This window comes from Paenibacillus sp. 05T425 (genome assembly GCF_056396205.1).
Map to the genome: position 1 here is coordinate 1 of NZ_JBFTLA010000022.1, position 21,140 is coordinate 21,140.

The 21,140-nt window shown below is 48.0% G+C and carries 8 protein-coding genes and 2 pseudogenes; all 10 read right to left on the reverse strand.

The genetic code is table 11. The annotated features are described in order from the left end of the window. On the reverse strand, positions 1 to 248 hold a 248-nt coding region (locus AC1DF0_RS29830; protein WP_477577072.1), incomplete at its 3' end, for a hypothetical protein. Between the two features lie 564 nt (positions 249 to 812). Continuing rightward, the gene (locus tag AC1DF0_RS29835; protein WP_477577074.1) at positions 813 to 5,291 is read right to left on the reverse strand and encodes a LamG-like jellyroll fold domain-containing protein; all 4,479 of its coding nucleotides are present in this window, start codon (positions 5,289 to 5,291) and stop codon (positions 813 to 815) included. Positions 5,292 to 5,496: 205 nt separating this feature from the next. Then, a pseudogene (locus AC1DF0_RS29840) lies at positions 5,497 to 6,078 on the reverse strand (chitinase N-terminal domain-containing protein); the annotation flags it as partial. Between the two features lie 744 nt (positions 6,079 to 6,822). Beyond that, positions 6,823 to 11,829: pseudogene (locus AC1DF0_RS29845) on the reverse strand (LamG-like jellyroll fold domain-containing protein); the annotation flags it as partial. Positions 11,830 to 12,387: 558 nt separating this feature from the next. Further along, positions 12,388 to 14,778: an alpha-L-arabinofuranosidase C-terminal domain-containing protein gene (locus AC1DF0_RS29850; protein ID WP_477577076.1), complete on the reverse strand. Its 2,391-nt coding sequence runs from the start codon at positions 14,776 to 14,778 to the stop codon at positions 12,388 to 12,390. A 30-nt stretch (positions 14,779 to 14,808) separates the two neighbouring features. Beyond that, complete coding sequence (locus AC1DF0_RS29855) at positions 14,809 to 16,248, reverse strand: glycosyl hydrolase family 28 protein (protein WP_477577078.1); 1,440 nt, start codon at positions 16,246 to 16,248, stop codon at positions 14,809 to 14,811. Positions 16,249 to 16,464: 216 nt separating this feature from the next. After that, entirely contained in the window at positions 16,465 to 17,313 is an 849-nt protein-coding gene (locus AC1DF0_RS29860; protein WP_477577080.1) for a response regulator transcription factor, read from the reverse strand. Further along, entirely contained in the window at positions 17,306 to 19,087 is a 1,782-nt protein-coding gene (locus AC1DF0_RS29865) for a sensor histidine kinase (RefSeq protein ID WP_477577082.1), read from the reverse strand. Before AC1DF0_RS29865 ends, AC1DF0_RS29860 begins: the two co-directional genes overlap by 8 nt. Before the next feature lie 151 nt (positions 19,088 to 19,238). Then, on the reverse strand, positions 19,239 to 20,168 hold the full coding sequence (locus AC1DF0_RS29870; protein WP_477577084.1) for a glycoside hydrolase family 43 protein: 930 nt from the start codon (positions 20,166 to 20,168) through the stop codon (positions 19,239 to 19,241). A 33-nt stretch (positions 20,169 to 20,201) separates the two neighbouring features. Next, positions 20,202 to 21,122 (reverse strand): glycosyl hydrolase, encoded by a 921-nt coding sequence (locus AC1DF0_RS29875; RefSeq protein WP_477577086.1) that lies wholly within the window; start codon positions 21,120 to 21,122, stop codon positions 20,202 to 20,204. Positions 21,123 to 21,140 lie beyond the last annotated feature (18 nt).

The following is a 21,140-nucleotide window of genomic DNA, read 5'->3' on the forward strand; positions in this document are numbered from 1 at the left end:
ACAGGCAACGGTTCGCCTTCAAGTTCTACCGTTCCTCTAAACAGTCGCTGTCCGTTCAGCGCTCGACGAAAGGTTCCTTCGATTTGTACGGTGGCAGATTCGGCCTCTAAGGCATTCTCTGTGCCTAAACGGTATTTTACCCCTTCTAGTCTTATATCCACTTCACGCGGTAAGTACAGCCAAATACCAGCAGTTAAAGCAATTAGAAAGAGTCCTAGTCCGAGAAGCCAAACAACCTTCTTCTTCAACAAACTTCATCCCCTTCCAGCATATAGCGTTGATTGTTTGAATAAGGGTCTCTCATTAAATAATCAAGTTATTTGATAAACGTTTATAAAGGCGTGGAAGTTGCGTTATACTGCCCGTTGGCTTAAGAAATCGTGCATTTTTCGGGGATCACGGGGCTGTAAAGAAGTTCTTGTCCTATTACGGCTTTGTATAGAAGTTCTTGTCTTGAACTCACGACAAGAACTTCTATATAAAAAAAATAAAATAGCCGCTGATTAAGCGACTTCCAATGTATATATGTTCTTGTCGACCGACAAATTTGAAGCCCCGTCGGAGGTTCAACAACATATATCGTTGTAGGACAAGAACTTATATCTTTTCCCCTTTGGGGTTGATATCCATAAAAATAACCGTAGTCGATATAAATTACCGACCACGTTTATATGCCTGCAAAATTAAATTAGAAACTGTCCGCCTCTTGTTGCCCGGTCGCACTGCCAAGGCACATGGGGCCAAGATTTCCTCCTTGGCCCCATTTTTTGCACTTCCGCGCCGTGCTAAATACCGAAGAGCTTCTTGAAAATTTACTGAGCAAGCGCTGCAATCTCACCCGCAGTAAGAACTTTGTTATAAATACGGAAGTCATCCACTCGCCCATTGAGGTATGGATCATTGTACTGGGAGCGGCCGATCCAATTTTGCGTGGTAGAACCCATGTGGGATGGTTTAAAAGTCATAGCGTTATTGCTCCCTACATTGACGCCGTCAACGTAGAGGGTGCCTGTTGCGCCATTTAATGTGACGGCAACATGATGCCAACCTCCTGCTGCTAACCCCGACGTACCATCGATAATTTGCTCATTCGAGCCATTGTTCTTTATTGTAAAGCGGATTTTACCATTAGCTGCGTTTTTCGGTGTGAGGAACATATAGGTAGACGTTCCGGAACCGAAATCAAAAATCCTCATCCAGTTGCTCACGGCATCCAGATAAACCCAAGCCGCAATAGTGGCATTGTCAGCACTGGAGACAACGCCGGCAGGAAGAGTGACATAGTTGTTTGTCCCGTCCAGATCTACTGCGTTGCCGCTTTTTCCGGCAGCCCATGACGAGCCGCCCACAAGAGTGCCGTTCCAACCGCTGCCAGTGGCATCGGCTGCCGTTGTTCCGCTTGCTTCGTCAAATTGAAGCTGCACGATAGGCAAAGTTGCACCCGTTTCGGTAGAATTCGCGCTTTCATGACCTGGATTAACGGCGCTTACGACGTAATAATACGAGGCACCGGCAGTCAAGCCTGAATCCGTATAGCTTGTTCCAAGTACGCCCGTAGCTATGGTAGTATATGGCCCGCCGCTGGCAGTTGCACGCTTGACGTTATAACTGGTGGCATTCGTAGAAGCCGTCCAGTTCAAATTCGTTGTCAAACCGCTAAACGCCTTGGCTGACACGTCTGTCGGCACTGTCGGTACGGCTAATGTTTTCCCGTTCATCACACTCGTAACTTCTGATGGGCTAATAGCACGGTTATAGATTCTAAAGTCATCAACCTGCCCCTTCAAATATTTATCTCCTGTCCATTCCGATTTCCCTATAAAGTTTCCGCTGGCGGTTGGCGCCAAATCGGAAGGTTTTATCGTCATCCCCGTATTGGTTGCCGCTTGTACCCCGTCTATATACAAAATACCCGTGCTGCCGGATAGTGTAACTGCAATGTGCTTCCAAGTGTTAGCGGTTACATTACCGCCCGCTGAAATACTCTGTTCCGCCGTATTGCCATTAGCGGTAATCGTAAATCGGCTTCCATTAAGCAGCATCATCATATATTTCGATGGAGTCGCGGCAGCTGCCGGCCCGGCAGTAAATAAGCTGATCGGATTAGCCGTATTACTGGACTTCACCCATGCGGAAAATGTCATATTGCTCAAATCATCCGTAATATTACCCGGCAGCTCCACATAGGCCGCATCGGTATTTGCTCCTCCGAGGGTAATGGCATTCCCGTATTTGCCTGCTGTCCACGTTGCAAGAGTCCCGCCATTGATCGTACCACTATTCCCATATCCGGATGCGTCTACCGCTGCGGTCCCGCTAGTTTCGTCAAATTTATACCAGGCTATTAAGCTTGAATCCGGCATGGCATTTGAAGTCGTTGCCGAAGCAATAACCGATATGCCGGATTCCCCCAGCGCATTTACCGAAGTTACTTTAAAATAGTATGTTTTATACGATTTTAATCCTTTGCCGGCAAAGGATGTTCCTGTAATCACATCCGTATTTACCTTTGTATAAACAGCATTAACGGCGGTAGAGTCAGACATGTAGACATTGTACCCCGTTGCTCCCGTTACTGCCGACCAGCTTAGGTTGATCGAGTTGTAATCCGCTGTTGCTGCCGTTACGCCTGGCGGCGCTGCCGGTACGGTTGCCAATGTTTGCCCATTCATCACGCTTGTAACTTCAGATGAACTTAAAGCACGGTTATAGATTCTAAAATCGTCAACCTGCCCTTTCAGATATTTGTCTCCCATCCATTCCGATTTTCCGATAAAGTTTCCACTGGTCGCCGGTGCCAAATCGGAAGGTTTAAACGTCATACCCGTATTGGTTGCTACCTGTACCCCGTCTATATACAAAATACCCGTACTGCCGGATAGCGTAACTGCAATATGCTTCCACGTGTTAGCGGTTACATTCCCGCCCGGTGAAATACTCTGCTCCGCCGTATTACCATTAGCGGTAATCGTAAATCTGCTTCCCTTAAGGAGCATCATCATGTATTTCGTTGGCGTTGGAGCAGCCGCCGGCCCGGCCGTAAATAAGCTAATCTGATCAGCCGTATTACTGCTGTTCACCCAAGCCGCAACGGTCATACTAGTTAAATTATCCACAATATTTCCTGGCAGCGCCACATAAGCGGCAGTTGTATTCGTTCCGCTAAAGGTAATCGCATTTCCATATTTACCTGTTGACCACGTTGCATTCGTACCGCCATTGATTGTCCCGTTATTCCCGTATCCGGACGAGTCTGCGGCCGTAGTTCCGCTAGTTTCGTCAAATTTATACCAAGTGTTTAAGCTAATATCTGCTACTGCTTTTACTATGGCATTGTAAGTCTGTCCGTTGTAGGTAGCTGTAATCGTAGCTGTACCTATACTTGCCCCCGTAACTACACCTGCTGCATTCACTGCTGCCACGGCCGGGTTAGATGAAGAATAACTCGCTTGAGTTGTAAGGTCCTGCATGCTCCTATCAGGATACATGACCGTTAATGCCGTATTATGCGTATCATTCACCATAATGGTATAACTGCTTGCATCCAAAGCCGGAACGCCTGTTCCTCCCGTTGCCGCGGATACGACAGCTGACGTCGATCCCCCGGCTACGCCAACCTGATAATAGTAAATCGTATTAGGTGTCAATCCGGTGTCGCTATAAGATACTGCCGTAATTGGCGCGCTGTTAATCTTTGTATAAGTCCCATCCGGCGTTGTGGATCGATACACGTTATAGCCCAGTGCTCCCGAAACAGCCGTCCAACTTAAGTTGATCGTATCCGAGCCTGCCATCGTTGCCGTTAACCCTGTTATTCCGCCCAAAATTTTCTGATTGCTCAAGCCGACCGTCTTAGCGGCATCAGGCGTGTACAACAAAGTAGCAAGCGGATAATCTTTGCCTGCAACTTCCGGCATTCTCGTCTCATAGGCATAGGCCAAATATTTATATTTCTCCCCAGTCATATCCCGTTGTTCGATATATTTATAATAGTTATATAAAACACTGAAGTAAGCATCGATTCTGCCTCTGTAGTCTGCGTTGATCGTATTATAATATTGAATCGTACTGCTTTGGTTTGCCCATGCAGGCGTCCATAACACATCATAACCCAGATGATACTTCAGAGCATAGGTGGTTCCTGCGAGCAACCGGTCATCCAGGAAGTTGAATGGATTCACCGCGTTAGCAGCAGTAGACATCGTTCCATTTACCGGATCAACCTTCGTGCCTTGGGCATAGATGGTTTGCGCCAATGTAGACAGTCCGGCGATATCGGCGTAAGTATGCCCCACGTCACGCCCCATTTCGATTGCCTGCACGTGATAATCCGATGGGTCCATTGTCGCTCCCGTTACCTCGTTTTGCGTCATCATGCGCATCTGATACTTGATCGAACCGTTTCTTCCGCCTTGATCGCCTGCGGAATTCACGGTCGCTGCTTCTACGGCCTCTGCATAAAGCTGCAAGTCATTGGTGAAGATGGCTCTACCCATCGTTCCCATAACCGTAAACTGATGCTGATTCATAAAAAAGGTATGGGCGTTATAAGTAACGGAAAGGAGGCTCATAGCATTGGTAAGATTGGCGGTATCCGCAGCGGTCCATTTCAGACTCTCAGTCGGCGTATCGGAATAGCGTAAAATTTCTGCAGCTGCCGCTAATAGATAAGTCACCGTTGCGAAACGAAAGCTCGTATGCGTAACGACAGACTCTATCGCAGAATAAGATCTTATAATATACATGGCATTGGAACGGTACGCTTCATCGCCGGTAATATACCACATAATCGCCTGCATGAAAGCGGTTTGAGAATCCGTATTGGCACGGGTCCCTACATAATCGCTGGGATTGGACCAATAGACGCCGTTGGCGTCAGTAAACGCCCAAGGACCAAGAATATTGACGAATAAATCGTTCCCGACTTGATAATAGATGGCTGGAGTCTTGCTGGCTTGGGAGTCGCTGGAAAATGCATGAAATGCCGTATTCCAAGGCTCGTCGCCAGCTCTTACATGATCGCGCATATTGTCGAGATCGGCCAGGGACATGGCAATGCCCGGATGATGGATGGTTGCCGATATCGTGTTCCCGGAAGAATCCGTATACGAAGCATTGACATCGGCATTTACGACCTGAGGTTTATAAGAAGTGATCAGCGGCGAGATAGCCGCATTCGCCGTCTCGCCGCTCCCCAAAACGAAGAAGCTTGTTACTGCCAAAATAAAACAAAGCATAACGAAAATAATCCGATGATAGAGTTTTCTTTCCTTAAAGTTAGGGAGAACCATATATTTTCCTCCTTGGTTAGATGGATTCGAGAGAACGGCACAACAACCCCTGTCTGACTTGGCATTCGTTTGATCCGGCTTTCTTTTATAAAAAAAGGGATGCCCGGAAGCAAAAATCGCAATCGGAGCATCCCTTGAAGCCGTCAAGACATTAGATGCTTGGACGGCAGCGGAAATGGTTTCTTCTACTAGGATGTCAAATTTCTTAATTCACGGTAACAGTAATCGTCTCGCTAGACGTCTCGCCCGCTGCATTAAGCAATACGGCGCGGTATTCGAACACCCCCGGCGCCTTGGCGGTGATATTCGTGATCGCCTTCTGGGCGTTCGGCGACGCTTTGCTCAGCGTCTGCGTGTCGATCAGTACGCCGTTCTCGTACAAGCGGTATTCGGAACCGTTCGTCCCCCACCACAGGTTCATCGTGACGCCGTAATTTCCGTCGCCGTCCCAATTGTCATGGGACAGCACCGGCTTACCCGGAGCAGCGTCGGTGACTTTGACGACACGCGGGTCGCATTTCGTCGTGCCGAAGCTGTTCGTCAGCTCACACGTATACGTGTAAGTTCCGTTCGTTTTGCCCGTAATATCCTTCTTCACGGTTTGCGCCTCCGGCGAGCTGTCCGTCAGCGACTGTGTATGGATCAGCACGCCGTTCTCGTACAGCTTGAATTCGGTACCGTTGTTCCCCCACCACAGATTCATCGTGACGGAATAGTTGCCATCCTTCAGGCCCATGTGATGCCCATTGTTGTCGGACAGAACCGGTTTCCCCGGAGCACTGCCGGCAAGCGGCGTTATGTCGTGCAGCCACTGTGCCCAGCGGACCAGCGCCGCTGCTTGTTCGGCCTTAAACACTTTGCCGCTTTGCTTGTTCATTTCCGCGATATACGTTTTCAGCAGTTGGCGGGCTTCCGCGCCTTTGCGCTGCTCGGCTTTCGCTTTGGCGTTAGCCAGCCACTGCTGAAGCGATGCTGCAACTTGATGAGACCCCGCAGCGTCGGTCTCGGCCGCGAACGTACTGGTCAACGCAGACAGGCTGTCGAATGTCGCTACTACGCTATACGAATGTACGGCTGATCCCAGGTTTCCGGCGGCATCTTCCGCTTCCACCGATAGGGTATGAACGCCAGGCTCAAGCGTATAAGCTTTAATATTCATTAGCGGTGCATCGCACGGCGAGTAAGTCACGCCGGATACAATGTCCAGCGCACTGCACGTGATGCTGACCGTCTGATCGATCGTGTAAGTCTGCTCCCCGGCAATAGTTGCCTGTGGTGCCGTCTGATCTAACTTGATCTCGAGCGAACCCATCTCTCCCGTATTAACGGAACGGCGGTACTGTACAAGATGCGTTCCCTCTTGATCAAAGACCAATGGCACATTGTAGGCAGTCCATGAGCTCCCGCCATTCAAACTGTATTCCGCAAAATCCGCAGGAGACAAAGTCACCGTTACTGGAGACGTATACCAACCGTTCTTGCCGCTCGGCTCGACCGGATCAATCGTTACAGCTATTTCCTTATTGATCGTGACGTTGTACAGATTCTCCGTTCCATCTTCTGCCGTTACTAAAATCTGAAGTACGGTGCTTTCACCGGCAAGCTCAACATTGTGCGAGCTTCCGCTTTCCACCACAATACCGTTAATCTGAACTGTGGCCGCATCTTGGCTTGCAACCGCCGTGACATTGATGGTTGATATGCTTGCATGCACACTGGCAGAGTAGCTTGTTACGCCTTGTTGAAATGCCGGGATCAGCGATACTTCGTCTAGTGCCAAGCTGGACAGCGTGGCATCAGATTCTACTTTTTTTCTAAAGACGGCCTTCAGATTCCAGTCTCTTGCGACATTGTAGGTCTTGCCTCCCCCCAAATAACCGCCGGCATAGGTAGTCAGATTGAATACGGGATATTTTGTCCACAAATAATCCGCTGCAAGCCCGTAGCTTTCTGTCTGTTCCACCCATTTCACAAATTCGTAGCCTTCGTTCGGAATCGCTACGACCGTGACGGATGTCGCATCATCGTACAAGGTCAACGAGGTACCAGCATCCGCAGGCGGCTCCGGTGCAGGCGGCAAACCGTTCGTATTAATATACGCCAAGGTCGTACCGGCTGCCGGATCATTAACCGATGTCGTGATCGTGTGCTCCGGCAGGTAGACCTCCAGATTATCTCCAGCTTCCCCGAATACGCGCAGCTCCGAAATATTGCCGAACCAGTTGCCTCCATAAATACGCACATAACGGAAGCCTGCATCCTTATATCGTTCCAATACGTTGATCGGCTGCCAAATGTTAAAGCTGTAGCCTTTCGAAACCTCGGAAATCACGCTCCATGTTATCCCGTCAACAGAAGCGCTTACGCTAACTGCTCCCGCTCTTCCAGGAAAGCCGGGACGACCCAGAATCTCGATTCGGTCCAGCTTCATCAATTTATCCGCTCCGAAATCCATCTCATAATATCCCCAACCTCCGTTACTAAACCTTACATCAGAGAAGGTAGATACTTTGCCGTCGAACAAATAACTGACTTCATTCGCATCCAGCGTATTGTCCGAGCCTTTTAAGAACGGCTTTATTTGCCCGGAAATTTCATTGGATGTGTTGGAAACTAATATTTTCTGCGAAACAACCGTATTGGTCATCGGATCCGTAACCAGTGTCTCCCGATAGGAATAAATCGTATCGGCTGCTTTACCATCCTCATAGGTATAATCCAGCGTAATGGCGACATAACCGGACTTCGATCCCTCATGGACCGTATACTCCGCAGTATAAGAACCCTCTCCGTTCGGTATGACAGCAACGGGCTCGCCCTGAATCGTCGCTTTGATATCGGAAACAGGCTCGGTTTCCTTGAATGTGAGAATGACCTTGTCCCCCGTAACCGCTCTTGGGGCAACAACAAGAGTATCCTGATCGGGAACGGCGTTCTCCACTTTCATAGCTATATCCTTCAGCTTAATAACCGTTTCATATCGTTCTCCAAAAATGTGAAGATCTGCGATGGAGAACGGCTGATCCTCCGTGTAGTCATCTTTGTTCAATACGCCTGAGGTAAGATCCTTCAATCGGTAAAAACGAAAGCCGGTATCCTTGTATTCGTCTTTGATCGAATACGTGAACCAGTCTGTCGTGTAAAGCGACATATCGTCAGAGATGCGCACCCAGTTCGTATAGTCATTGGATGCCAGAATGATTGCTCCCTCTGACCGATCCGGGAAACCGCCGTCTGCCAATATCTTCATTTCGTGCGGTTTAACCTTGAAGCCCTCGCCAAAATCGATCGTAAACATCTTACTGTCAACAATCCACCTGATCGGAACACCAGAAGCATGGCCGTCTACCAGCGAAGCCCCGCTGACATTGGCGCTGTCCGGCGCCCCGACCGCGATGCCCGACAAATCCAGCGCTCCGTCCTCTATCAACGGATTCAACAAACGGAGTCCGCTAACAGCTGCCTTCAGAGCAAGCAACGCTTCATTCCTGTCCGCTTCGTATCCGGATTCGATCAAGGCGAGCGCCGCATCAAGCGCTTGCTTGAATACAGTAAAGCTTGCCGTTTCGTACACTTGAGCGGAGTCGTAAGACTCGATCGTTTGATCGATAGCCTCTGCATAGTCGCCTGCTAGTGTAACGGTAACGGCAAGCACATTAATGGATGTGCCATTGGCAGCCGTCATATGGAAGGTATAATCGCCTGCTGGCAAGGATTCCGGAATCGTTCCGGACAGTATGCCCGCGGAACTTACTTGAATATTGGCTTCGCTTGCAAACCCTGCTTCCTCCACGACAGCGTACGTAATGCTTTGGCCTGTATTGCTTGCGGAATTGGATAGGTCATATTGCAGTTGCCCCGACTGGTAAGTGTCGAAATGCAGAACGTTTACGCCTCCGCTGAAGAGCGGGTTTTTAACCGTTGTGCTATTCACCAGCATATGATCAAACTCCACATATTCACCTATCTCGCCGATGACATTGAAATAAATGATGGAGTCGGCCTGGAAGTCGGTGCCTTTCACTGTACTCAAGTTGACGATCACATATTTCCATTCCTCTCCGGTATCCGGAAGGATGACCGAAGCGAACGCATCCTTGCCATGATTGGCATGGAATTTCAAGGTCATCATGGCATTGCTTTTGATTCGGAAAGCCAGATTGCCGTTTCGCCAGACGCCTGCACCGAAAACAGCGAACCTGGAATCCGCATCTATCGCCTCGACACGGATTGCATCGTTATTCGCATCTTTTGTCCTTGTAATACCGTCGTTAAAAGGAGTAAACCTTGTCTCGAACTGATAAGGAACCGTACTGCCGTTCTCCGCAGTTGCAACCGCCGGAACAGGTTGGCCTAAAGCAGCATCGGGAATATAGAGCCACATATCGTTTACGGTCAGACCAAAGATTTCCCAAGTCCGATACATTTGTTCAGCTACATACTTAAAACCCGGATCTTCATCGCTATAGCCTTTGCCGTACTTATAAATGTAATAGTAGTCCTCGCGTCCGCCTATACGTCCGCGTCTGTCCGAGCTGATCGGATTATTGTTGCCGTCGTTGAACGGCACCTTATAGCCCATATTATATTTATAGTAGAAATTGGTTCCTTTAAGCAGCCTATCATCCATAAAGGAATAAACATCGACTCCATCCGCGTTCGTCGTTGCTGTACCGTCAACCGGATCAAGCAAGGTGCCTTGTGCGGCAATGGTTTGAGCCAGAATGGCCATTCCTTCAATGTTATCATAGGAATGCGGCTGATCCCGCACCATCTCCTTGACAGCCACTACCGGTTCGTCCAAAGCATTCCCTTCGTGGTCGACGATAAACTCGAACATGCCGTTGGCAAAAGAGCCGTCATGATATTTTTGGTCTGCAGGAGTTGCGGCATTTACGGTTGCATACTCCAACGAACGCTCGTACTCGGCCTTGTTATCCATGAATATATGGGAAGATAATTGAGCCATTATGGTCGTTTGGTGCTGGTTCATCCAATTCGTATTTCGATTCATCCAAAGCCGAAGCGGCGGTTCCAGAAAGTTTGTGCTGTAATTTTCGGAATACTCGTCCTTCCATTGCAAATTCTCGCGATTGGTGCTCGTATAACGCAGCAATTCGGCAGCCGCATTCATATAATACATTGGCGGCCCGTTGTGAATATGCGCATCGGTTACATACTTCGCCTTAGCTGGATCCAGACTGCCCCATAACAGGACGATCCGCATCGCTTTCTCCCGATAGTCGGGATCCCCTGTCATGAAATACATAATTGACTGATAGTACGCTGCAGTCGCATCCTGCGTCATTGCGCCATTAAAGAGGCTGGTGCTGTAGTTGTCGTAGGTGTAGTTCGCCTCAAGTGCGTCAAAACCAGCGGACGGATTTTTATCGATTCTGATCCCGTACGATTTGGACGCGAACGAACTGGCCGCAAAGTTTTCGAAATATCCGTACCACGGCTGTTCTTTATTGCGGATATGCTCCCGTATGCGAATCAGATCCGCTGGCGCCACACTGACGGCAGGATGAACAAGCGCTGTGCCTGTATTGTTAACGAGGGTCGGCAAAGGCTCGGACAAACCTTGTATAGCTGCAAGCAATTCAGCAGCCATTGCGTCCAACTGCTCCTGCGTCGCTTCAGGGTCCACTTTCAAGGACTCCGCGCGATCGTTAACTTCTAGCAATACAGCCCAAGTTTCGTCCGAGTAGTACTGCTGGCCAACCGCAATGATTTTGCCAGCTTGATTCAGCGCGGAATCGAAATTGGACTCTTTGTAAACCCTTTCAATCTCTTCCGCGCTTAAGGAATAGTCATAAATACGGAATTCGTCAACCAAGCCGTTGAACAATGCATCGGAAGCGAATTGGCTTTTCCCGATATAGTTCAAATTCGGCGCAAAATCGCTTGGCTTGATCGTGACATTATTATTCGTTGCCTTCAATTGACCGTTTACATAAAGCTTAACCGCTCCGCCTCCCAGTGTCAGAGCCACATGTGTCCATTGCCCGATTTGCAACTGAGCCGTATCGACAACTTGCTCGGCACCGCCGTTTTTAATGGCGAACCGCATAAGGCTCCCTCTTTTCGGGGTCAGGAACATATAGTTGTTTGTGCCTTTACCGAAGTCGAAAAGTCTCTGCCAGTCGGCTCCGCCTTTCCAGTTCACCCATGTCGATATCGAAATGGCCTCGTAGCCTGACATCGGATGGTCGGCAGGCAGCGACACATAAGAGCCATTCAGGCTTATCGCTTGCCCGACGACCCCGTCCACGTATGAGGCGGTACCGGTCACCGTGCCGTTAGCCGATCCGTCTGTGCTGTCGGTGTTCCCTTCAAACTCGTAAACAATCGGCTTCGGAGTACTTTCGTAAGTAGACTTCGTTACAGTCTGCGCGTAAGTAGACTCCGTAACAGACTCACCCGAACTTGTGGACTCTTCAGCATGCACAGGCAATGCCAGAGAGAACAGCATAATCAGGGAGAGCATCAGCGCTATCATCCTGCGCGATTGCGTATTAACATTTATGAATGTCATCTCGTTCCTCCAGATATAATATTTCTTCAAATTACTCTCTTGCCCTAATCAATTACAGAGAAAACCTCTATTGAAGCCTTTCGAAGATGTACCACCACGTTTAGAGGTAGGTTTTATCACCAAGTAATATTTATTGTGAAAAGAGAACGCTTACATAATATTGCTGTAATATATCTTCTCCGTTGCAGACTATGGGTATCGCGCAAATCGCTTACAACTCCATGCCAAAACCTCACCTCCCTATCTATTGCATTCGATTTGAAGCGCTTTCACTTGTAGATGTAATTTACTCCTTTCTTAAACTAGTCGCATGCGGAGGACTACCGTGTCCGGTAATTCAGTTTCATTCTAATTGCATCCCCTATTCAATAGTGTTGAAACATTGCTTGAAAATGTTTGACTATTGGCATGTCATTGAGTCATGCAGTACCATTTCCTCACATACCCAGATTCCAGTATCACAGCATGAAAAGGATGCCGTACTGAACAGCATCCTTCTCACAATTATTTATTCATTCGAATTCCTATGCGGATTCTGTCGGATAACAGAGAGAACGGTCATCCTTTCCTAACACGGAACACAGTAACTGAATGCTTAAGGAACTCGTAGCTTACTTGATTACCTGACGTTAGCAAGCTCTTATACTTTGGAGCAATCTTCTTCGGCTCTTCAAAGCTGTTCGTCTCATCCAGCTCGTAACCCGACATCTCGTATATATCGATCGAAAAGCGGTCCGCATCCAAGTCTGCAAACTGAAGCTGCGACTGTACGTCCGCGCCCTGTACGTTCACGACTTTGACTATGATCTCCCCGGTTACCGCGTCTATACTCGAAGAGCAGTACAGCGGCTCGATAACTGGTGCAAGGTGCTCGGTGTCATTGATCAGAACACCATCAATATACGTACGTATTCTACGTCCGTCTACTCGCACTTCCAGATCATACTCCACGCCGGTCTCTGCCGAGAATAAACTTTGTGTCAGACAACCTCTGTACCCGTTCGAGCCGGCGTGAATCATCGATTCCTGGTTTGAATGGCTGCCCGCTTCCCACATCACATAATTGGCGTCATCCTGATAACCGAAGTACATAATAAATCCTCTCGAACCATTTGTCCTTGTTGCCTTCATCCTCAGCGAGTAGGTTTTCAAATCCGTCTCGCCGACTACCGCTTTTCGGCCTAATTCAGAGCTGAGACGCCGGTCAGCTTCCGTTTCCCCAATTACGACTTTATCCGTCAGCGACTTCACTTCGCCAGTCTCGTGGTTGATCAAGCGAATATCGCGATAAACCGCTTCACAAAGATTCGCCCCTACCAACAGCTTTCCATCTAGTCGGTCTAAGTTGGATGACGGCTGGGCTGGAGAAGCGAATCCTTCGGTTTCAATGCGCAGCAAATGGTCGCCTTGATGATGCATGAACAATTGCTGAACATAGTAGTTGGCCGTGCCGAACACGTGATGATTATTGAACCAAATCAAATCCGGCTTCCAGTCTACATAATCCACGTTGCACAGCAGCGGAGCATAACATGCCAAACCGACAGCATGAGCGTTTTTCTCTAGTCCGGTCATGAAAGCCGCTTCAACAAGTGCATTGTAGTACGTATTTCCCCAGGAAGCATATTCGCCTAGAAACACTTTAGGATCATCGGCGCTGAAGGAATCGTACCGATGATAGTGAGCCAGTAACCAGTCCGGAGACTGATAATAATGTTCGTCTACGAAATCCGAGCCGTTGTCCCGCGCGGAACGCCATCCGCGTTCATATTCTCCGCCGGCAGCGAACGGTCCACTTGAATTAATGATCTTAATGTCGGGATACTTTGCTTTTATAGCTTGATGGAAATAGGTATACCGCTCAAAGAACGGCTCACCGATCTCTTCATTACCTATGCCGATATACTCCAGATTGAAGGGCTCAGGATGGCCGAGCAGCGCGCGCAAGCTCCCCCACTCGGTAGAAACATCTCCGTTCGCGAATTCAATGAGATCGAGCGCATCGTCGATCCATGGGCCCAGCTCGTCAATCGGAACATAACGCTGGCTATGCGGATCGCTTCCAGCCGGCAGAATCGGAATCGGCTTTGCTCCGATATCTTGGCACAATTGAAAATATTCCAAATATCCTAAACCCAGCGTCTGATGATATCGCCAGTTGTTCTTCCTCGGCGGTCTTTGCTCGACAGGCCCGATCGTATTTTTCCATCTGTACATGGAGTCGCGGTCCTGGTGATTTAGCGATCCGTCGTGAATAAGGCAACCGCCAGGGAAACGCATAAATTTCGGCTTCAGGTCGGCAAGCAACGTCGCGATGTCCTCACGCATTCCACCCGGTCTATTCCGAAATGTCTTGGTTGGAAAAAGCGAGATCATGTCCAAATACAAGGTTCCCGTTCCCTTGGTTACAACGGCCAACCTACCGCTGAAATCAGTAGCCGAAGAAGCAACGGCGACCTCGTATTTCTTCCACTCCGAAGTGACCGCAACCTTCGTTTCGCCGTATACCTTACCATCGATCCCCTCCAGCCTTACCGTTACCGGCTCATCGAAGCTTGAACTCCGTCTGGCGTACATGGAGAACGTATACGTTTCATCTTCGCGATAAGGCAATCCCGAATTGAAGCCCAAATTTTTAATGCCTACGCCATCCCCAGACTCTATAATCTCGACCGCTACGTAATGAGGGTTACGGGGATGGATTGGATGCGCCTGCTCTATGCGTATGCTGCTCTTTCCTCCGCCCAGCTCGACCATCTCCCATGCCGATAAGCCGTCATAATCAGGCCGATCAATCGGATCGAATTCGAATGAACGGTTTCTGACCATCTCTGCATAAAGCCCTCCATCCGCCGCATGATTAATGTCCTCAAAAAATATGCCGAACAGATCGCCCAAAGCGGCCCCTTGCTCTTTTGTATATATCGAAATTGTTCCTGTTGTACTCATTATCCTCTTCCCTCATCTCGCATATTCTTCTTATTCCTTGACGAAAACGATGTTGCGTACATAATCGTTCATAACAAGAGTCCGATGACCGTTTCCTTCCACGCGTTCATTCCCGATCCGCAAGTTATCGAATAGGATGCCATCTACGACGCGTTCATCGTCAAAGCCGTGAATACGGGAAGGGTGAGGCGTTCCGCCTGCGTAATGAATGTCCCGAAATACGACCTTTTCGATTCGATTGCCTGGCAAGGGATTATAATCTTCATTCTGAACGACGCGGATATCGAACAATTGCCCCTGCTCGATCGCTTCGACGCGAATGTTCTCGAATACGACGTTCCGGATCGTATTCCCGTCTCCCGCATTAATCGCCATAGCTCCCCAATAATTAGGTTGAAGCTCGTGGTGCTCAAGAATATCTATATTTTCGAATCGAAGTCCTTCGATGATATCGCCGTTGCGTCCATGATCACCATGCGTGCCAATCATGATCGGATGCGCAACATCCGCCCAAAGAATGGAATTTCGCACCGATACCTCTCTTGTATCACCGTAGAAATCCCAACGCGAGCCGTAGACTGCTATGCAATCGTCCGAATTCCGCATGAATATATCATCGATGTCAATCTGTTCGCTTGACATGATATCGATTCCATCCGACCAGCCTCTCGTACTGAACGACTTGAAGTTCCGGATCGATATCCCGCGCGACTTACCGATAAATACGCTGTAATGCGGAGGGTCGATGACCGTAATGCCTTCGATTGCAATATTCTCGGAGAAAATAATCCGAACGCCCCGGAATGCCGAAAATCGATGGAAATCGGCGAGGTACACAAAACCCCTTCCGCGTATGGTAACGTCTCGCACATGCTCGCATACGATCGAGCCGACAAGGATCGCCCCGCCTGCGAGATAGACCGTCTTGCATGACGAAACGGGAAGCACCATCTCTTCGATATAGTGCATGCCCGGTGCGAAATACAAAATATCGGGAGCTTGGCGTTCGTTGTTGCTGTCATTGAACTGCCGCAATATATCCGACAAGCGATGAATCCCTGGCTGAATCGCGAGCACATTCGGATCATCAGGATTTGGAGCATCCGCCTCAACAGGATTCGCAAATAAATGCAAATTGCCGAATCGTTCGCCATTGCATTCGATAACAAGCTTTCTCGGCCCATCCAGCGTCAATCGAATCGTGTCCTCTTCTACTTCGTAACCGATAGAATAGGACAGAGGTCGAATAACCGCCTCTTTCAATTTCCCGCGCCGAAACGTAATTTCCGTTTCTACAGTCCCTTCCATATCGAAACTGGCCATGGAGGCTTCCCGCACATCGTGCATATCAACCTTCACCTTATAGACAGGCACATGCTGCCAATCCCCGCCGGAAACCCGAACCTTTACTTTAAAATCATCGAGTAAAACCGCCCCCCTCGGGGCATCATACGTTACCACGCTGTTCACTTGCTAAACACCTCGTCCATTCTTTTTATTGAAAGCGCTTTACAATTATCATATATAAATTGTTTCCGATAGAGTATTTAGCCCAGTTAGGGAAATATGGACAATTTACAGTTTGATGCGCGGATTATCGAATGGCGCTAACGATCGTCCATGTTCTTCTAATCTATATCGATAGAAACAAAAGAAAAAAATCCCGTCGATGACGGGATTCGAAAATCAAATATAGGTTGATGTCCGATAGCTGCTTGGGGTCGTTCCCTTCGCCCGCTTGAAAATCCGGCTAAAATAAAAATAGTCGCTATATCCCGACTGCTCCGCAACCTCATTGATCGGCAGATCCGTTTCCGACAATAGGCGGCATGCGTATTCCATTCGCAGCGCGGTTACATATTGCGTAAAGGTTGTATTCGTTTCCTTCTTAAACAATTGACTGATGTAATTGGCATTGACATTAAAATGCTCCGATAAGAATGAAATCGTAAGCTCTTCGCGATAATGCTCATCAACATATTCTAATATGCCTTTAAATGATCTGTTCCTTACTTGCTGCGTTCCCACATTGTTCCGAACAGCCTCTTGACTCTCTGGGATGATCCCAGCGGCAAGCAGCATTTTCTTCAGCCGCTCCGTATGTTCCAGAGCTCCCGTTTCCAGATACTCCAGGATATCCGCATCTTTGTTCTTTTCATTATCCTTAATGAGCTTTGAGGCTTTTTTGAGAAATCCGGATATTTCGAATTCGTCGAACGGCTTCAAGCAATAACCGAAAGCGCCATAGTTGATTGCTTTTTGGGCGAGCGCAAACTCTGCATATCCGCTGAGCACGATGACCAGCGCTCTAGAAGAAACATCCTTTAACTGCTTGATAAGCTCCAATCCGCTAATCCCTGGCATTCGAATATCGGTAAAAACAAGGTGAGGTTCGATTGCCTGGATCTCATCGAATGCTTCCGACCCGGTTAATGCGTAACCGGATACTTGGAAACCGTACGCCTCCCAATCGACGCTTGCGATCAAGCTTTTAATAACAAGTTCCTCGTCGTCAACCAGAAACACTTTATACATCGTCATCTCTCCCAAGCGGTAGGCTAATGGTTGCCATCGTTCCGGCGTCGCGTTTGCTTGAAATCGTTATACCGTACGCTTCGCCATAGTTCAATTTGATTCGGTTATTGACGTTGACCAGACCGATATTCGTCCGCTGATTATCCGTCATATCCAGAATAACCGACAATTTGTACTTCAGTATCCGAAGCTGTTCCTCATCTATGCCCGCACCATTGTCGGCAACGGAAAGGATAAGCATCTCCTCGGATTGCTCGACAATAATCTCAAGAAGTCCTCCGTTATCGGTACGCGGTTCAATTCCGTGAAAGATAGCGTTCTCAACCAGCGGCTGCAGGATCATCTTGGGAACTTTGCAGGATAACAAGTCCTCTGGAATGCGATATTGGACATTAAGTCGGTTGCCGAAGCGGATTTGCTGAATGTGTATATGGCTTTTAACCAATGTTAACTCTTCCTGAAGCGTTACGAAATCTGTGCCTTTGATGCTGTATCGAAAAACGAAAGCGAGGGCCTTCGCCATATGAAAGATTTTATCCGAGCCTTCTTCAACTGCCATGCCTTTGATCGATTCCAACGTATTATATAGAAAATGCGGATTGATCTGGCTCTGCAAAAATGCCAATTCGGACTGCTTCTTCACAAGTTCCGCTCGATAAAGCTTCGTATTGCTGTCAACCAGCTGCCTGGTCAACATATCAATCTCATCCAGCATACGATTGAAATCGCTTGCCATGCTGCTAATTTCGGCATACCCCTGCAGGCTGATGCGATTGTTCAAGTTGCGAAGATGTCCAAGCTTGAAGTCATTCATGAATCGCATCAATTTTTTCAGCGGCATCAGTATATTATTAACGACAAGCAAGAATGGGAGAGACAGCACCAGCAAGGATATGAACAGAATCAGCAATGATTGCTTGCGGATATCTTCCAGTCCACGCAGCAATTCACTTTTCGGCAAATTGAACACGAGCTCTCCCCCAATATCGGGAATCTCCCCCCTCTGCATATAAAAGCTAGAATCCGAATTAACGGAACTGATCTGTGTATAAGGCGTGCCGGTCTTTACGCCATCCACATTGGAATAAAACACATTTCCGTTGCGGTCGAGCGCGTAAAGCTTGCTCCCTCCCATCTTATCCATGCTGGGCGGCGATCCCAATATTACCTTAGCATCCAGAACAATCATAATAACGCCGAATTTCTTATCGTTCCCGAAATCAATCGTCGAGTAGATGGGGCTTCCCACAATAAAAACATCCCTGGTGATGTTATTAATTCGCATCTTTTGCACGCCGGTAAAGTTAAAAAATTGATTTATTGGTATTTCATCCATAAACGGCTTCAAATTATTGACGTCTCCGTTCAAATTGAACGTCGTGCCGTCGACGCCGATCAAAGCAATATCCAGTATACCGTCTTTCATGTTCCTCATGTCTGCCATATAACTCATCAATTGCGTATATTGCGTATACTTTTTGACGGGATCCTTCTCATTCAAATACGGCTGCACGATCTTAGGATTGTAGGCTATGCTTAGAAGGATCCGCTTGACTGCGTCGCTATTGGCAGCGATGGTCCGATTAATTTGGGCAATCATTTCCTTATGGTATTCGCTGTTTTTCTTCTCGACGACTTCAGCCGCTTTCATATAATTGGTATATACGATGACCAAGACAATAACGATTATAATGGCTACTAGAACGGAAAGTTGAAACCCGATCGGCAAGCTCTTCAAAGCTTTCCTGCTTCTCACGAACTGCATGCTGAACATCTCACCACAACTCCTTATCAGTCATACCCTCCATGATGGCATTATGGATCAATAATTGCAAAAGTAAAAGTTTATGTCGTCGTTCAGGAGCTAACCGACAAAAAACAGGAATAGGCAGCGTCGCTGTCCATCCCTGTTCTATTAATCATGTCTAATACTCCGAAGGCTTCTTATGGAAACACTTCAGTCTTTCGTATTCCTCCATCGTAATGGTCAGAATGGTACCGTGCTTGAAGCCATACGGGAATCTAAAGGATTGATCCGACCGTACGAATTGCCCGCTTGCCAGATTGTCCGCGATAAACGGTACATATCCTTGTCCCTCAGCCGAGGCGCCATAGAAGTCCAGGAACAAGCACCATCTTCCGTCTTCCAATTTAACCGCTGTTGGAGCCTCGTATAGTCCGGCTTCGACATTCTCCATACTCTTGTCAAACGCATCTACTCTCTTGAAAGGACCCGTTATATCGTCCGACGCCATTAAAATAATTTTGCCGGGATTTTGTTCGCTCTTTAAAAACATATAATAGCTTCCGACTTCCTCGTACATCGCGGAGTCGATGATACCGCTGTCTTCTTTTTGATACAATAATTCCGCTTGCGTGAAAGTTTTAAAATCTTTGGTCCGGGAATAATAAATGCCTTTGAATCCATAATTATTGCCGCTATGGGCTGAAGACCAATGTGTAACGTAATCATCACTCTTATTATCATATATAATATCCGGTGCCCACAAACATCCGAAATCTTCATTGCCGAGCTTGATCAGCCTTTGCTCCGACCAATGAATCAAATCGTCGGACTCCCATAGAGACAGACATTTGCTCCCGTTTCGGGCGGCTTCGGACCAAGAATGGTTATATTGATTCAGCATCCCGTATGACAAACTTAAATCCGTTGCCAGAATAACAAACTTACCTTCCTTTGTTCTCGTTATCGTGAAATCTCTGACTCCCTTGTCTCCGTAATAACTCCATAACACGGGATTCCCATCATTTACTTTCTCCCAGTTAAAGCCGTCCTTACTGACACCAAAATAAACCTGCTCGCCATCCGGTGTTCTCTTTTCTTTAAAATGCACAAATAAATACGCCTGCAAAGTTAGTACCCCCTCTTATTCCGGTAATAGCTTCAGATCAAACGGCTTGTTCCGATCACAAACAAGGACGCCATCCACGACTTCCAATTCGGCTGCCTGTATCGATGAGCGCCTTGTGCCATAACTACTTGACTCCTCGTTGCCGTTCGTCCTTTCGGGATGCGTAAAATAAAAGATATACGCTTGTTCGCCCTGAACGACAACATCCGCATGAAGGCCGATCGTGCCGTCGTCTTCCCGCGTACCGGGTTGGTCCAGAATGAGCCCGTTGCGTTCCCAATGAACAAGATCCTCGGAGCGATATACGCCTTGTCCCCTCCACTCGTCCACGATTAACCAATAATAGTTTTTGAAACGGAATACATTCGGCCCTTCGTGGAAACGCCCCTCAATAACGAGGCCGACGCGTGTCCAGTCGTACAAATCACTGCTTTCGGCGGCATACGTATGATTGTTTTCCTTAAACCACATTCTGAACTTTCCGCCTGGCATCTGGTAAATACATGCATCGATAATCTTCGAGTCGCTAATATTCAATTTGGATCGGAACGTCCATGCAATTAGGTCCCGACTCGTGTAATGGAGCATGTCCGCTTGATGCCCCCAACGGTCGGGTACTCCTTGTATATAAGAGACATACATATGATAAGTGCCCTCGTGCCAATATATTTCCGGCGCCCAAAATGTATTTCTGCCCCACTCCGTGTTAAGTCCCTCTATCGTGCCTCTGTATACCCACTCCTTGCCGTCGATGGATGAAGCTATCCCGATATCCGTTCCATGCACCCAGGCGACATTGCGATCCTCGGCTGTCGCCCTGCGATTCGTATATAACATCCACCATTCCTTGGCTTCTCTGTTCCATATAAGGACAGGATCAGCCGCACCGTCATATATGGGATCCCTGAATAAGGGAGCCCTAGTCACGTTGCCCATATCTGCTCGTTTTCCTCC

Coding starts and splice junctions, on each gene's coding strand:
- AC1DF0_RS29835 (WP_477577074.1), bottom strand. CDS start 5,291: ATGGTTCTCCCTAACTTTAAGGAAAGAAAACTCTATCATCGGATTATT.
- AC1DF0_RS29850 (WP_477577076.1), bottom strand. CDS start 14,778: ATGAGTACAACAGGAACAATTTCGATATATACAAAAGAGCAAGGGGCC.
- AC1DF0_RS29860 (WP_477577080.1), bottom strand. CDS start 17,313: ATGTATAAAGTGTTTCTGGTTGACGACGAGGAACTTGTTATTAAAAGC.
- AC1DF0_RS29865 (WP_477577082.1), bottom strand. CDS start 19,087: ATGTTCAGCATGCAGTTCGTGAGAAGCAGGAAAGCTTTGAAGAGCTTG.
- AC1DF0_RS29875 (WP_477577086.1), bottom strand. CDS start 21,122: ATGGGCAACGTGACTAGGGCTCCCTTATTCAGGGATCCCATATATGAC.